Here is a 14,219-nt window from a genome sequence, read left to right as displayed (position 1 = left end):
GACGAGGCCTCTTCATATGGGGAAACGGCTGCGCTGGATCCCGCATTGCTCACGCGAAAACTGGATGGCATCAATCTGGATCTGGATCAGCCGCCGACCGATGAGTCGTCTCCTCGCAGGCCGCGTGTTTGACAACGATGTCGCGTATGGCATTGGGGCTGGCGTACGACGGCTCCTCCTGGCAGGGATGGCAGACACAACCACATCGGCAAACGGTGCAAGACACGCTGGAGGCAGCCCTGGGCCGCTTTGCGGGTATTGACGGCCGTGTGCCGACGATATGCGCGGGCCGTACCGATACCGGCGTTCATGCCGCTATGCAGGTGGTGCATGTAGATACGCCGCTCGTGCGACGGACCGAATCCTGGGTACGTGGCGTCAACGCCTTTTTGCCCCCCAGCATTGCTATACAGTGGGCTCAACCGGTCTCCGACGACTTTCATGCGCGCTTTGCGGCGCGTTCGCGTACCTACATTTATTTGCTCTGGCGTGGGCGTGTAAGGCCGCCGCTCTGGGCGGGGCGGGCGGGATGGTGCTTTCAGCCCCTTGATGTCGATGCGATGCGTCAGGCGGCGGTGACGTTGCTGGGCGAACACGATTTTTCCAGTTTTCGTTCCTCGCAATGCCAGGCCCGACATCCGGTGCGCACTATGCATCGGCTGGACATCCAAGAGCGCGGCCCCTTTCTTGTGTTTACCCTTCGCGCCAATGCTTTTTTGCATCACATGGTGCGCAACATCATGGGCGCATTATTGCAAATCGGCCAAGGGCGCGAATCCGTAGCCTGGATGCAGAACGTGCTCGCCGCGCGAGACCGTCGCGTGGCTGCGCCGACGTTTCCTCCGGATGGCTTGTACCTGTCTGCCATCGAGTATCCCGCTGAATTCCAACTGAAAGAAACCGACGGCGGCCCGCAATTGTTGTCGCCGTTCATATTTGCTTAGGGTAATCAGCAGGAGGGCAATGATCGACTGACGCTATATGATTGCGAACGAAAAAAAGCAGCTCCAACAAGAGTTGCTGTATACGCAGTCGTTTCACACAAACGACCTGCGTTTGCAACGTTTTCCAAACAGGAGACTTCCCCTCATGCAACGTCGTTCGTTCCTCAAAAAAGCTACATTGGGTGCTGCCGCTGGCGGCGCCGCTCTTGCCGCTCCCGCTCTGGCACAAGAGTCCCCCAAGCTCAGTTGGCGCCTGGCGTCCAGTTTTCCGCGTAGCGCGGATGCGATTTACAGTGGCGGTGAAAATCTAGGCAAGTACGTTTCCGAAGCGACCGACGGTAAATTCACCATTCGTGCCTTTCCCGCGGGCGAGATCGTGCCGGCATTGCAGGTGCTCGACGCTGTTCAGAACAACACCATCGAGTGCGGTCACACGGCTTCGTATTATTACTTTGGCAAAGATCCCGCCTTGTGCTTTGACGGCGCCGTGCCGTTCGGCCTGAATACGCGCCAGATGAACGCCTGGATGCGTCATGGCAACGGCCTGAAACTCACGCGCGAGCTATTTGGAAAGTACAACATCGTGAACTTTCCCTGCGGTTACACCGGTACCCAAATGGGGGGCTGGTTCCGCAATGAAATCAAGACGGTAGACGATCTCAAGGGCTTGAAATTCCGCGCCAGCGCGTTTGCGGGCGCCGTGTTGTCGCGCCTGGGCGTCGTGCCGCAACAAATCGCGGGTGGTGACATCTATCCCTCGCTGGAAAAGGGCACCATCGACGCCGCCGAGTGGATTGGCCCGTACGACGACGAAAAATTGGGCTTTCACAAGGTCGCCAAAAACTATTACTTCCCCGGCTGGTGGGAAGGTACGCTGCAGGTGTCGTTGTACGTCAATCAAGAGCAGTACAACAAATTACCCAAACACTACCAAAACGTGCTGGCGCAGGCTTCTGCGGCCGCCACGGCCGACATGATTGCCACGTACGACGCGGAAAACCCGGCCGCCTTGCGTCGCCTGGTATCCCAGGGTGCACAACTCAAGGCTTTTCCCAAGCCCGTGATGGACGCCTGCTATGCCGAGGCCGTCAAAGTCTACGAAGAGTTCTCCGCCAAAGACCCCATGTTCAAAAAGATCTACGACGACATGGTGGCGTTCCGTGACAACGAAATCCCGTGGTTCCGTGTGGCTGAAGGCAGTTTCGACGGCTTCATGGGGACCATTGGCCGAGGCAAATAAGCAGGCCGCATGGGGTAGGGCACGGCCGATTGGGCACGACGATATAAAATTGTCCGTTTCCGCTCGTTACCGTACCCGCCAAAAGCAGGGGCGACTGGCGGCGGCGCCATGCCGAAGTCTGTCGTCCGGCCACCCCAGGCGGCGCTTGCATGCCCAGGCACGATGCCGTATTTGGTATCGTTGCGACCTTCTATCTAGCTCATTATTCCCATCATGAAAGCATTACTCGCTCTATCACGCGCAATCGATGCGCTGAACCTGCGGGTTGGCCGAGCCGTGACGTGGGTCACCCTGTTGGTGGTGCTGGTCAGCGCCGGCAACGCGGTGGTCCGCAAGGTGTTCGAAGTCAGTTCGAATGCCTGGCTGGAACTGCAGTGGTACATGTTTGGTGCCATGTTCCTGCTGACCGCGGGCTATACCCTGCTTAAAAATGAACACGTCCGGGTGGATATTCTGTCCTCCCGGCTTTCCAAACGTACGCAAATCTACATCGAAATCTTCGGGGTGTTGTTCTTCCTGTTGCCTATGGCGATTTTGATTACGTATCTGTCGTGGCCGATGTTCATGGATTCCTTTGTCTCCAACGAGCAATCCTCCAATTCGGGTGGCCTGGCTCGCTGGCCGGTCAAACTGATGATTCCAATCGGTTTCGGGTTGCTGGTGCTGGCGGGGGTTTCGCGTTTGATCAAATGCGTGGCCTATTTGCGTGGCCAGTCCCCTGATCCTCTGGCACGTGAGGTAGGCAAGTCCGCCGAGGAGGAGCTCGCCGAAGAGATCGCCCGTGAAGCGCAGGCGCGCGAGGCGGCCCTGCAACAACAAAACAAGGGCCAATGATCATGGAGTTCTTTGTCGCAAATTTGGCGCCGTTCATGTTCGGCACCTTGGTGTTATTTTTGCTATTGGGTTTTCCCGTGGCATTTGCGTTGGCCGCCAACGGGATCCTGTACGGTCTGGTCGGGATCGAGCTGGGGCTGTTTAACGCTACCCTGTTCCAGGCGCTGCCTCAGCGGGTGTTCGGCATTGTCGCCAACGATACCTTGCTGGCGGTCCCCTTCTTTACCTTGATGGGACTGGTACTTGAACGCTCAGGCATGGCAGAGGATCTGCTCGAGACCATCGGCCAGGTGTTTGGGCCGCTGCGCGGTGGCTTGGCCATCGCCGTGGTGTTGGTTGGCGCGATGTTGGCCGCGACCACCGGCGTGGTTTCCGCCTCGGTCATCTCGATGGGCTTGATTTCGTTGCCGATCATGCTGCGTTACGGGTATGACAGGCGCCTGGCCTCGGGGGTGATAGCCGCATCCGGCACGCTTTCGCAGATCATTCCACCCTCATTGGTGCTGATCATCCTGGCCGACCAGTTGGGTCGTTCGATCGGCGACATGTACCGTGCCGCAATGGTTCCCGGCTTCTTGCTGGCGGGCTCGTACATTCTGTACGTCGTTCTGGTCGCCGTCATCAAGCCTTCGGCAGCTCCGGCCTTGCCCGAAGAGGCTCGCGCCTTCCGTGAGCCTAACGGTTCGCGCGGCGGTCGTTCGTTGCTGGTGTTGATGCTGATTGCGGCCGCTTCTGCGTATTTCATGACGCAGTGGCTGGAAAAGGAAAATGCGCCTGTTGACGAAAAAGTCGTACTCAGCTTGCTGCTGTGGGGTCTGACGGCGTTTGTGATCGCCATCGTCAACAAAGTGTTTCGCCTGAAAGTGCTCTCGGCGTTGGCTGAACGCGTCACCTTTGTGATGATTCCGCCCTTGTTCCTGATCTTCCTCGTGCTGGGTACCATTTTCATCGGTGTCGCGACGCCGACCGAAGGCGGGGCGATGGGCGCCGTTGGTGCGATCATCATGGCGTTGATCCGTGGACGTCTGACCCTCGATCTGATGCGTCAGGCGATGGACACGACGACCAAGCTGTCGTGCTTCGTGGTGTTCATCCTGGTGGGGTCGACGGTATTCGGCTTGACCTTCCGTGGTGTCAGCGGCGACCTGTGGGTCGAGCATCTGTTGACCAGCGTGCCGGGTGGCCAATGGGGCTTTCTGATTGTGGTCAGCGTGCTGACCTTCGTGTTGGCGTTCTTCCTCGATTTCTTCGAACTGGCGTTCATCATCGTGCCTTTGCTCGCCCCTGTGGCCGACAAAATGGGCATCGATTTGATCTGGTTCGGGGTCATCCTGGCCGTGAACATGCAGACCTCGTTCATGCACCCGCCTTTTGGGTTTGCCCTGTTCTACCTTCGATCGGTGGCGCCCAAGGACGCCTATCGCGACAGGGTGACAGGTCAACGTATCGAGCCTGTGACGACCGGGCAGATCTATTGGGGATCGGTGCCCTTTATCGTGATCCAGTTGGTCATGGTGGCTGCGGTCATGATCTTCCCAGGCATCGTGATGCACTACAAGGCAGGGCTGTCCACCGTTGATCCCGATACCGTCAAGATCGAGATCGATACGACCTATGGCACCAGTACCTATGGCAGTGAAAACGCCGACCCGGCGGCGGCCTTCAAGTAAACTGGGTCGTTATTGCCCTTGAGCACTGGCGTTATGCGTACTCGCGTCAAAATCTGTGGTTTAACCCGCGAAGCAGACATCGCCTCGGCCGTACAGGCCGGGGCGGACGCGATCGGGTTTGTGTTTTATCCCGGTAGCAAGCGTTACGTCGCGCCGGCGCAGGCGGCCGCGCTGCGCCGTGCCGTGCCGGCTTTTGTCGACACGGTGGCCCTGTTCGTGAATCCGGATCCATCCGAGGTGCAGGTTGTCCTGGATCATGTCGGCCCGGACTTGCTGCAGTTCCATGGTGACGAGTCCGTTCAGGATTGCACCCGCTATGGCGTCCGTTTCTTGCGGGCGTTCCGTGCCGGCGCGCCGGGGCTGGACACGCCCGATGATTTAGCCACCGTCTGTCGTGCCTACGAGGCGGCGGCTGGGTGGCTGTTTGACAGTTACAGTGCGGGTTATGGTGGTAGTGGCCAGGCTTTTGATCACAGGCTGCTGGCTGCCGTGCGGGCCGATGTGTCCGCGCGTCCGATCATCTTGTCTGGTGGGCTGAACGCCGACAACATAGGCCCACTTATCCAGGCGCTGCGGCCTTGGGCCGTGGACGTGAGCAGCGGCGTAGAAACCGCTCCCGGGCTGAAATCGGCCGACAAGATCCGCGCCTTGATGGACGCCGTGCGTCATGCGGACGATGGTCGATCATCACTTGCGCCGTCGGCAGAGGAATAAACCGCATCGTTGAGCCAGTGAGACCTACGGGCTCATACCGTTAAATGGTTCGATAATTTTGTTAGCAGGTCCGTGCGATTCTCTCCGAATGACGGTACGGGGAGTGTGTTTTTCTAGGTATGTTGATCTGAATCGAAGTTATGCAACTTAATTAATCTAAATATATTAATTTATAGTTTTCGAATTCCGACAAAATACAGTCATATCACATCTGACATGAGCGTCCACCAAGATATGGCAACATCCGCTTCCGGCCTGCCTCCGTATGTGGCAGCCGAACACCAGCAACAGTTAAAGCACGCGAATCGGGTGGCCATGCTGATGGCGCCTCGCCTGGGCGACACCTTGCTCATGATGAACATGGTGCAAAACCTGCGTGCCAACGGGCGCAGCGTCACCGTCTTTGGCGATTATGCCTACGCGTTGCGCGCCTGGTTTCCTGGAATCGATATTCGTCCGTCTTTGCCAGAGTCCGAGGCTTCGCACGCATTGGCGGATTACGATTGTGCAGCGCAAATGCATGTCGGGTGGCCCTATGGATTGCATGACTACGCACGCAGCTATTTTTACTATGACGAGCACGTCGTCGTTACGGGCAAGGGCTTCATCAAGCTCAATCAAATCCGCGACTATTGTCACCAACAGTTGGGCCTTGAAAATTGTTCGTTGAATAACGGCCTGCGTCCGCTGCCTGAATTGCGTCATCGGCAACATTTACGGCGTGTGGCAGTCCATCCGTCCTCGGGGGGCGAGGAGCGACGCTGGGCCGCGTCGCATTTTGTCGAGCTTGGCAAGCGTTTGCAGCGCTCTGGCTATCAGCCGTTCTATATTCTTGCCCCGTACGAACGGGAGCAGTGGGCTTGTCTGGCAGAAAATGGCTTGTCCATATACCCGTCGACATTGCTTTCCGATGTCGCCACGTTTATTCACGAGTCTGGCTGGTTTGTCGGTAATGAGTCCGGTATCGGGCATTTGGCATCCAACGTCGGGATTCCTACCCTGACCGTTACCGGCAGGCCGACTCGCACGCTCTCCTGGCGCCCAGGATGGTCGACTTCTCGGATCGTGTACCCCGGCTATATTCCCGGGGGCAGATTGCGCGACCGTCTATGGCGCCATTGGCTTAAACCCCGTCAGGTGCTCCGGGCTTTTCGGCAATTGACCGACCAATACGAGAAACAAATTAGCGAATGACGTTGAGGGTTCATCGCTGACAGTTCAGCTTGCGCAAAAAAGGTGTTGTGCTCTTTTATGGTACATGCAGCGGGCCCGAATGCCGGGCGGAGAACAGGCATATCTCCCAAAGCCGTGGTGGTGATATCCATCTTGGCACTCTTGGTTCCCGCGCTCGCGTTGGTCAGTGCGGATGGTGGGCCGATCGCGCTATATCTTGGCGCCGTAGTGGGCCTGGGGGTGATTATTGCCAATGCGATCAAACCTTGGGAGGTCTACGCCTGGCGCGATCTGTGGCCGCTGATGGTTGCCTTGGCAGCACCGCTTGTGTGCATGCTGTTGGGCAATATCGTCCATGGCGACTGGGTGGCTTCCGAGTTCGAGAAATTGATTCGATTTGCATTGGCGATTCCAATTGCGTGGGTCTTGATGCGCTCGCCGGTGCAATGGCTACGGCACGTGCAGTGGAGCTTATTGTTCAGTGCTTACGTAGGTTCGCTGATGCTGTTGGTGATTTTGCTGTCGCCCGATTTGGGCAGAGGGGCCGTGTCAGCATTCGGTGGTAAATACAACGCCGTTGCGTTTGCGAATCTCACCTTGTTTTTTGGTTTCGCATCTTGCCTGACGTTGCCCTGGACATTGTCGCGCTGGCCCAGACTCGAGGCCGCCTTGAAACTGCTGGCGGTGCCCTTGAGTATCTATGCCGTATGGATCTCGGAGACACGCAGCAGTTGGGCACTGTTTGCTGTGCTGGGGCTGGTGATCTTGCTCAGCAAGCAGCAATGGACTGCGCGCACCAAGCTGATGTTCGTGGGTATGGCCCTGGTATTCATGGCCGTAGGACTATCATTTCTGTGGTACGCCGACGGCAGCCGTTTTCGCGCGATCTGGACAGATTTTCAGCGTTACGAGCAACATGATCGCGATACGTCTACCGGAATACGGATGCAGTTGGCAACGGCCTCATGGCTGATGTTCAAAGAGAGTCCATGGACAGGTGTAGGCGCCGGTAATTTCCGCGAAAAATTAGCCGAATTCAGAGACCAGGGGATCGTGACCCCTAAGGTTGCCTCGGATTATGGCGAGCCGCATAACGACTTTCTCGGGGCGTTAGCCGGGTACGGCATGTTTGGTTTACTGAGTATCCTGGCACTTTATTTTGTGCCGGCCGTGACCTTCCTGCGCCGCTTGCGCAACGCTGATGCCACCATCCACACAGCCGCGACCATCGGCCTGTTGTTTACGTTGGGCTACGCGCAATTCAGCCTGACTGAAATGATGTTCCGCAACATGCGCAGTGTGCCCATCTATGCTGTGACGCTCGCTGTGTTGTATGCACTGAGTACGCCGCGTCATCTGGCGATGGCTGATCGCCCATCAACAATAATCAGTCATTGATTTGCACGCCGAAAAAAATCCATATATAATCTTTTTCTCTTCTGCAGGCGGTTAGCTCAGATGGTTAGAGCGCTACGTTGACATCGTAGAGGTCGTTGGTTCGATTCCAATACCGCCTACCAAAATACTCGCAGACAGGGCGCACAAAAAAACCGCATCAATCTTTGATTGTGCGGTTTTTTGCTTTCCGGTCTTACCAGGGCACCCACCCATCAACGACTGTCTTTTCTCCGCGTTATAGCTCGCGCACGAATTCTGCCGCGCTGGTTGAGCTATTCATCAAGGCCTCGCCGACGATTCCGTGCCAGTATTGCTCGGATCCATGCGCCAGTCGCCAGCTGTGCAGCCGACGCGTGTAGAGCTGCAGGTCGTACTCCTCGGTGACACCGATGGCGCCGTGCAGGCCATGTGCAGTGGCGGCTACCAACGCTGCGGCTTCGCTGCTGCGGGCCTTCGCGATGGCGGCGGGCAGCAAGGCGGGTTGCGTTGTGCCCACGCGGAATGCAGCGGCCGTAGCGATGCGCGCGGCGGCGACGTGTTCGGCCATCACTGCCAACTGATGCTGGACTGCCTGAAATTTACCGATAGAGCGGCCGAATTGGATGCGGTCGTTGCCGTACTGGAGCGTTAATTCGAAACACCGGGTGATTGCGCCGGTCAGTAGCGCGGCGTGTAGCGCCGCTGCCCAGGCCGCCAGACGGCCTGGTGTGCCACCGGCATCGCCTAGACGCTTGCCGACTTGCTCAATGTCCGACTCCCATCGTAAATCGGCGGTCGGCTCGCCATGCAAGCGGCAATGACGACGTTGCGCGTCGTGGGCATCCAGTAACCACAGTGTGCCGCCCTGTTCAGCCAGCACGGGGCCTGCCAGCATGCCGTAGGGTACGCGTGGCGCAACCCATGTCGTATCGCGAGCCGACACCAGGCTGGGGGCAAAGGTCGGCAGGCCCTGAGGCACGGCCTCGCCGGCAGGCAGCAAGGTGCGTAGCGCGATGGCTTGCCCCACGGGTAGCGGTACGGCGTGTGCGCCTAGCGCCATGAATAATGGCAGCGCGTCGGCCAGGTCCGCACCTGCGCCGCCGGCATCTTCCGGCGCCATGAGCTCCAGAAAGCCGGATTCCAGAATGACGCTCCACAGCGCTTCGTGGTGACAGCCAGCGTCGATAGCGCGTACCGCGGCGGGGGGGCATTGGCCTTTCAGCAGGTCTTCGAAAGCTTCGCTGAACATCGTATTCGTCTCCACGCCTGTTAACGCAGGCCGAGGCCGCGAGCGATCATGCCGCGCAAGATTTCGCGCGTGCCGCCACGCAGCGAGTACGTGGGGCAGATCTGGTTGACATAGGCGCAAGTGCGCAACAGTTCCTCATCGACCTCTGCGCCGGGGTCTACCCCTAGGGCAGCTTCTATGACGGCAGGGATTTCTTGCTCGAAGCTCGTGCCCAGTTCCTTGACCAAGGCGGCTTCGACCACGGGACTCTCGCCCGCGGCCAGTCGGGCCGTCACCGACAGTGATAGGCTGCGCAGTGCCGCCAGATGAGTGACGAAGCGGCCGACGGCCGGCGCGTGCGTCGTATCGCCGTGGCTGCGCAGCCAATCTATCCAGCGGTCCAGCAACACGATGCTCGAATAAATCCGTTCGGGGCCGCTGCGCTCGAAAGCCAACTCGGCAGTGACTTGTTCCCAGCCGTCGCCTTCCTGCCCGACCAGCGCATCCTCGGATAGTCGAACATCGTCGAAGAACACTTCCGAAAAATGCGCATCGCCGGCTAGATCGGTGATGGGGCGTATCGTGACGCCTGGCAGCGACAGATCGATAATGAACTGCGACAGACCCTGATTGCGATCCTGCGGAGTCCCCGAGGTGCGCACCAGCGCGATCATGTAGTGACAGTGGTGAGCGTTGGTGGTCCATATTTTGCGACCAGAGAGTGTCCAGCCGCCATCGGGGTGGCGCTCGGCGCGAGAGCCCACACTGGCCAGATCCGAACCCGAGTTTGGTTCACTCATGCCGATGCAGAAAAAGGCTTCTCCGCGGCAGATGCGCGGCAGGTAGAAATTGCGTTGTGCCTCGTTGCCGAACTTGCGGATCAACGGCCCACTTTGGCGGTCGGCGATCCAGTGGGCCGATACTGGTGCACCCGCGCACAGCAACTCTTCGACCAGGATGAATCGGGAGAACGCGTCCATTTCCGCGCCACCATACGCACATGGCAAGGTGACCCCCACCCAGCCACGAGCGGCCAGCTTGCGGCTGAACTCGGCATCGAAGCCCAGCCACGAGCGCGCACGTTGGTCCGCCGGTAGCGGAGGCATTTCGGCCTGCAGGAACGACTGGACCTCTTGGCGAAAAATTTGCGCCGACTGAGGAAGCTCGGCGAGTGTGAATCGATTGATCAGGGTGGTCAAGATGGCAGTCCGATGGCGTAGCTATCGTTGACCGACCAAATAGGCCGGGCAGGGTTGTTGGAGGGACAAACTGCAGGAACAACGGCGATGCCGCGCACATGTTTATGCTCCCGGCTGCTCGCTATTGATCGGTGTCAGCTTAGAAAAGTGGTATCCACAAGTCCAATATTATTTGTGGTAGAAATGATATTTTTTATATATCGTTAGCTATTCATCAGGGCTATCATTCGCCAAGATTTTGCTGTGAATAGCAGGTGTACACCTACATAAGATGTATCAAACCCATAAAAATGATAGTCGTGAGATACGACCGACACGATGACTGAACGAATCCGATCGACCCGCCCGGGCCAGGCTTCGCCCGATCCCATGCTGGACTTGCGGCGAGTACGTCAATTCGTGGTGCTGGCCGAAACGTTGAACTTCCGGCGGGCTGCCGAGCGTTTGCACATGACGCAGCCACCGCTGACGGTTGCCATCCAGAAACTGGAGGCAGAGCTCGGCACTCGCCTGTTCGAGCGAGGTGGGTCCGGCGGTGTTTCGTTGACGTCCAGCGGACAGGCGGCGTTGGCGGAGGCGCGGCGCTTGCTGTTTCACAATGTGCAGTTGCTGGCGGCGGCGCGTGCTGCCTCGACGGGCACAGGGGGCGCCTTGCGGGTAGGCTTTGTCGGCTCCACCACGAACGGTGTGTTGCAGCGCGTCGTGCGGTTGTTCCGAGCGGAATATCCCGGCGTCGAACTGGTACTCAAAGAAGGCACCTCCGTACGTATCGCCGAGCGGGTCGATAGCGCCGATCTGGATGTCGGGTTGGTGCGTACTCCGCTGTTGACCCCATCGCGTGCACATCTGGAGCCGCTGTTGACCGAAGGCTTTGTGGTGGCGCTGCCGCAGGGCAGTTTGTTGGCGCAAAAGCCAGATATCACCATGCAAGCCCTGGCGACCGAATCATTTGTGTTCTATTCGCGTGACGACGCTGCCGGGCTGCACGCCATGACAATGCTCGCGTGCCAACGCGCGGGGTTCTTGCCGCGCATTACCCAAGAGGCGACGCAGGTACAGACTGTGCTGTCGTTGGTGGAAAGCGGCCTGGGTGTGGCGCTGGTACCCGCGGTTATGCAATACAACCCGAGTTCGCGTGTCGCCTACCGCGTCATCACTAACCTGTCGCCTGCGGCCGAGATCGGTCTGGGCCTGTTGATGCCCGAGCCATCCAGTCCGGCGGCGCAAAGGTTTCGCGATGTAGCATTGGATTGTTTTGGCGGAAATCAATCACTCGCCAAATAAAAAAAACACCTCATGTGGGCCGTATTCCAAAATAAAAAAAGCCCCCTTGGGGGGCAGCAAAGCCACGTAGTGGCTGCCGCGTGGGGGCCTTTTTTATTGCCGGGCCGCCCCAAAATAAAAAAAAGCCCCCTTGGGGGGCAGCAAAGCCACGTAGTGGCTGCCGCGTGGGGGCCTTTTTTATTGCCGGGCCGCCCCAAAATAAAAAAAGCCCCCTTGGGGGGCAGCAAAGCCACGTAGTGGCTGCCGCGTGGGGGCCTCTTTACTTTATTCGACTACCAATCCGGAAATTGTGCGCGTGCTACTTGCTGTATAGCTCGGAGAGTAATGAGCCGGCATGGCCGTAGCGGGTTCGGCTCATTTCCTGCATATATTCTCGCAATTGATGCTCTGCCGAAGCGGGCGCATTGGAAGTATCAGGGGCAGACGGGGCAAGTAGACGTTCGGCTGCTTGCAGAGTACGCTGCGCGCGTGCTTCAGCGGCAGAGGTGACGTTGTCCGACCATTCAGAATTGACGTTGCCAACATCCATCGGTGCTCCTTTACTACTAGAGTTGCTGGTCAATTAAGGGTGCCTATGATACCAAATTACTTCAATCTGTAATATTGAAAATGCGAACACTTATCAATTGTTTGCTATCACAGGCGACTATCAGGCGACTGCGCGCAGATGCTTGCGAGTTACCGAAGGCGTTGCAGGCGCGCGACGGATCAAAAATGCCGGAATGCTATCCAGTTCGGCCCGACCCGCGTAGCTATCGCTCAGGCTATCGCACACCAATTGCGTGACAAAGCCCATACGTCGCGAGGCCGCGCTGATCTTTTTCGCCAGGTCGAGCGCTTGTCGCTCGGCCATGTCTCGAGAAATCCCCGCGCTTTGGCAGTAATGAGATTTGCAGAGTGTCGAGACGCCGGATTGGCGTTCGTGAGTATCTACATATCCTCTGAAAAGGCCATTATCGATTTCGAGCACACGTGGGCGAAGAATCTGAATACGGTCAGTATCATTGATCAGTTTCATCAGACTTGCTTTTTGAAATAGCGACGGACTGAGTCTAATGAAAGAAAATTATGACGTGAGCATCGATTTGAAAACAGATAATGCACAAACGGGTTGAATGCCACAGAACGTATCAAAACAGCGGAATTTTAGAAATAATTGACGATTGTTTAGGTTTCGAAGAAACACTGTGATGTCGTCATATTTCATTTTTGTAGGGTATTTACGACGTTTTGAGGCACTGCGTTTACGATGCTTCGGCTTACTTTTTAATTTCCCGCTTATTAATGAGCATCATTAGCGTAGTTTCTAATTCGAGAAGAACAGATTCTACAGGGTTAAATGCGGCATATATCTCGCGATTAATATTCGAGTCATTTTCGACCCGAATACAGGTATGTCCGGAGCCTACCGTGTCATTAATATTTCCCGCTTGTTGCAGTATGCGGGTTAACGAGTCAAATCGTTGTAGTGTGCTCCTGCCTGTACCCAGAAAACTCACCGCGCCCTTGGCCCGGTGTAGTTGCTGAAGGGCATCGGTGATATTCCGGGTATCAATCGCGTGACGCAATGCGGCCCGGTCGGCGCGGATGTGCACCAGAGCCTGGGTGAGCAGCCGGTGGCGGCTGGCGTCGTCCGGGTATAGCGCGAGCAAGGCGTCGATGTGCAGCATGAGTTAGGCGATGATCAGGGGCCGGCCGGTTGATCGAACTTTTCTTTTAAATACAGGGCCAGGGCGAGATCGTCGGCGAGTCCGAGTTTGCCCATGGCGCGTCGCTTGTGCGTGCTGACGGTTTTTTTGCTGCGCAACAGCCGGGCCCCGACTTGTGTGACGGACAGGCCCTGGGCGATTTGGCGTAGCACTTCGATCTCGGAGGAGGTCAAGCGCGTATCGGGGTGGCTGGGCGGCGTGAATTTCAGGCCACCGTCCTGATAGGTGATAAATCCGTTGGTATCGGGGGCGAGAGTAGCGCGAATGACGTCGACCAGCGTGGGCAAGGCGGCGGACTTCGGCAGGTAACCGTGGGCACCTGCCCGGAACGCGGCGTATTCGGTCTCTGCCTGGGTGCCGGCGGAAAAGGTAATGATGCCCATGTCAGGGTGTCGACGGCGCAGGCGTCGAATGCAATCGACGCCGTCCCAGGCCTGTTTGGGCAGGTAAAAATCGACGAGCGCGACATCGCACGGCCGGGCTTCCAGGTGATGAAGCAAGGACTCGGAGGAAGTCTCGGTATGGACGATGTCGAAATCGGGATGCGAGCGCAAGTAGGCGGCTATGCCCAGCGTGATGACGGGATGATCATCCAGGATTGCAATGCGTACTCGGTGGTTGTCGCCGGAAAGCAGCAGGTAGTGTCGCCCTGCCGAGTGCGGCGGGGCGGCGGGAGCGGCAGGACTCGAGGTCGAAATTGCAGACATAGTTCATGTGTGTGACCGATGTCGGCGAAAGGTTCCAGGCGGCCTTGCGGCAAGTGTGGCGCAGCCCGGTACGATGTCCCGGCGTAGGTTGAAGCAAATAGGATTTATCTGAACCGACGCGCGTTCTGTTGTATCCCTAT

The 14,219-nt window shown here is 57.7% G+C and carries 14 protein-coding genes and 1 tRNA gene; 9 read left to right on the top strand and 6 right to left on the bottom strand.

Features of this window, described 5'->3' with window-relative positions:
- Nucleotides 1–137 precede the first annotated feature (137 nt).
- The 8 genes from truA (at nucleotide 138) to ACNAZS_RS20825 (ending at nucleotide 8,095) form a co-directional block, all read left to right on the top strand.
- Nucleotides 138–944, top strand: coding sequence for a tRNA pseudouridine(38-40) synthase TruA (gene truA, locus ACNAZS_RS20860; RefSeq protein ID WP_415792423.1), 807 nt, complete (start codon nucleotides 138–140; stop codon nucleotides 942–944).
- Between the two features lie 145 nt (nucleotides 945–1,089).
- Entirely contained in the window at nucleotides 1,090–2,184 is a 1,095-nt protein-coding gene (locus ACNAZS_RS20855) for a TRAP transporter substrate-binding protein (protein ID WP_415792422.1), read from the top strand.
- Between the two features lie 213 nt (nucleotides 2,185–2,397).
- Nucleotides 2,398–3,018, top strand: coding sequence for a TRAP transporter small permease subunit (locus tag ACNAZS_RS20850; RefSeq protein ID WP_415792421.1), 621 nt, complete (start codon nucleotides 2,398–2,400; stop codon nucleotides 3,016–3,018).
- 2 nt (nucleotides 3,019–3,020) lie between these two features.
- The gene (locus tag ACNAZS_RS20845; RefSeq protein WP_415792420.1) at nucleotides 3,021–4,688 is read left to right on the top strand and encodes a TRAP transporter large permease; all 1,668 of its coding nucleotides are present in this window, start codon (nucleotides 3,021–3,023) and stop codon (nucleotides 4,686–4,688) included.
- Nucleotides 4,689–4,721: 33 nt separating this feature from the next.
- A complete protein-coding gene (locus tag ACNAZS_RS20840; RefSeq protein WP_415792419.1) occupies nucleotides 4,722–5,402 on the top strand; it encodes a phosphoribosylanthranilate isomerase in 681 nt (226 codons plus the stop codon).
- A 234-nt stretch (nucleotides 5,403–5,636) separates the two neighbouring features.
- Nucleotides 5,637–6,596: a glycosyltransferase family 9 protein gene (locus ACNAZS_RS20835; protein WP_415792418.1), complete on the top strand. Its 960-nt coding sequence runs from the start codon at nucleotides 5,637–5,639 to the stop codon at nucleotides 6,594–6,596.
- Between the two features lie 132 nt (nucleotides 6,597–6,728).
- Nucleotides 6,729–7,973: an O-antigen ligase family protein gene (locus ACNAZS_RS20830; RefSeq protein ID WP_415792417.1), complete on the top strand. Its 1,245-nt coding sequence runs from the start codon at nucleotides 6,729–6,731 to the stop codon at nucleotides 7,971–7,973.
- A 45-nt stretch (nucleotides 7,974–8,018) separates the two neighbouring features.
- A tRNA-Val gene (locus tag ACNAZS_RS20825) sits at nucleotides 8,019–8,095 on the top strand.
- Between the two features lie 113 nt (nucleotides 8,096–8,208).
- On the opposite strand, the gene ACNAZS_RS20820 is transcribed toward ACNAZS_RS20825, so the two are convergent.
- Together ACNAZS_RS20820 and ACNAZS_RS20815 are read right to left on the bottom strand one after the other, a co-directional pair.
- Nucleotides 8,209–9,201, bottom strand: coding sequence for an acyl-CoA dehydrogenase family protein (locus tag ACNAZS_RS20820; RefSeq protein ID WP_415792416.1), 993 nt, complete (start codon nucleotides 9,199–9,201; stop codon nucleotides 8,209–8,211).
- Between the two features lie 20 nt (nucleotides 9,202–9,221).
- Nucleotides 9,222–10,379 carry an acyl-CoA dehydrogenase family protein gene (locus ACNAZS_RS20815; RefSeq protein WP_415792415.1) on the bottom strand — a complete coding sequence of 386 codons (1,158 nt, stop codon included), beginning with the start codon at nucleotides 10,377–10,379 and terminating at the stop codon, nucleotides 9,222–9,224.
- Between the two features lie 369 nt (nucleotides 10,380–10,748).
- Between ACNAZS_RS20815 and ACNAZS_RS20810 the strand changes: the two genes are divergently transcribed.
- Nucleotides 10,749–11,663, top strand: coding sequence for a LysR family transcriptional regulator (locus tag ACNAZS_RS20810; RefSeq protein ID WP_415792510.1), 915 nt, complete (start codon nucleotides 10,749–10,751; stop codon nucleotides 11,661–11,663).
- 298 nt (nucleotides 11,664–11,961) lie between these two features.
- Here ACNAZS_RS20810 and ACNAZS_RS20805 read toward each other — a convergent pair whose 3' ends face one another.
- The 4 genes from ACNAZS_RS20805 to ACNAZS_RS20790 all read right to left on the bottom strand — a co-directional run bounded on the left by ACNAZS_RS20805 (nucleotide 11,962) and on the right by ACNAZS_RS20790 (nucleotide 14,079).
- Nucleotides 11,962–12,192, bottom strand: a complete 231-nt coding sequence (locus ACNAZS_RS20805; RefSeq protein ID WP_415792414.1) for a hypothetical protein — start codon at nucleotides 12,190–12,192, stop codon at nucleotides 11,962–11,964.
- A gap of 120 nt (nucleotides 12,193–12,312) precedes the next feature.
- Nucleotides 12,313–12,681: a hypothetical protein gene (locus tag ACNAZS_RS20800; RefSeq protein WP_415792413.1), complete on the bottom strand. Its 369-nt coding sequence runs from the start codon at nucleotides 12,679–12,681 to the stop codon at nucleotides 12,313–12,315.
- Nucleotides 12,682–12,922: 241 nt separating this feature from the next.
- Nucleotides 12,923–13,333 carry a hypothetical protein gene (locus ACNAZS_RS20795; RefSeq protein ID WP_415792412.1) on the bottom strand — a complete coding sequence of 137 codons (411 nt, stop codon included), beginning with the start codon at nucleotides 13,331–13,333 and terminating at the stop codon, nucleotides 12,923–12,925.
- 14 nt (nucleotides 13,334–13,347) lie between these two features.
- Nucleotides 13,348–14,079, bottom strand: a complete 732-nt coding sequence (locus ACNAZS_RS20790; RefSeq protein ID WP_415792411.1) for a response regulator transcription factor — start codon at nucleotides 14,077–14,079, stop codon at nucleotides 13,348–13,350.
- Nucleotides 14,080–14,219: the final 140 nt, after the last annotated feature.

Source organism: Bordetella tumulicola (assembly GCF_965138755.1).
Classification (GTDB): domain Bacteria; phylum Pseudomonadota; class Gammaproteobacteria; order Burkholderiales; family Burkholderiaceae_B; genus Bordetella_A; species Bordetella_A tumulicola.
The sequence above is the reverse complement of the archived record's forward strand: the minus strand, read 5'-3'. Positions and strand labels throughout refer to the sequence as shown.

Excerpts from the sequence above, each read along its gene's own strand:
- truA (WP_415792423.1), top strand. The coding sequence starts at position 138 with ATGTCGCGTATGGCATTGGGGCTGGCGTACGACGGCTCCTCCTGGCAG.
- ACNAZS_RS20855 (WP_415792422.1), top strand. The coding sequence starts at position 1,090 with ATGCAACGTCGTTCGTTCCTCAAAAAAGCTACATTGGGTGCTGCCGCT.
- ACNAZS_RS20850 (WP_415792421.1), top strand. The coding sequence starts at position 2,398 with ATGAAAGCATTACTCGCTCTATCACGCGCAATCGATGCGCTGAACCTG.
- ACNAZS_RS20845 (WP_415792420.1), top strand. The coding sequence starts at position 3,021 with ATGGAGTTCTTTGTCGCAAATTTGGCGCCGTTCATGTTCGGCACCTTG.
- ACNAZS_RS20840 (WP_415792419.1), top strand. The coding sequence starts at position 4,722 with ATGCGTACTCGCGTCAAAATCTGTGGTTTAACCCGCGAAGCAGACATC.
- ACNAZS_RS20835 (WP_415792418.1), top strand. The coding sequence starts at position 5,637 with ATGGCAACATCCGCTTCCGGCCTGCCTCCGTATGTGGCAGCCGAACAC.
- ACNAZS_RS20820 (WP_415792416.1), bottom strand. The coding sequence starts at position 9,201 with ATGTTCAGCGAAGCTTTCGAAGACCTGCTGAAAGGCCAATGCCCCCCC.
- ACNAZS_RS20810 (WP_415792510.1), top strand. The coding sequence starts at position 10,749 with ATGCTGGACTTGCGGCGAGTACGTCAATTCGTGGTGCTGGCCGAAACG.
- ACNAZS_RS20805 (WP_415792414.1), bottom strand. The coding sequence starts at position 12,192 with ATGGATGTTGGCAACGTCAATTCTGAATGGTCGGACAACGTCACCTCT.
- ACNAZS_RS20800 (WP_415792413.1), bottom strand. The coding sequence starts at position 12,681 with ATGAAACTGATCAATGATACTGACCGTATTCAGATTCTTCGCCCACGT.
- ACNAZS_RS20795 (WP_415792412.1), bottom strand. The coding sequence starts at position 13,333 with ATGCTGCACATCGACGCCTTGCTCGCGCTATACCCGGACGACGCCAGC.
- ACNAZS_RS20790 (WP_415792411.1), bottom strand. The coding sequence starts at position 14,079 with ATGTCTGCAATTTCGACCTCGAGTCCTGCCGCTCCCGCCGCCCCGCCG.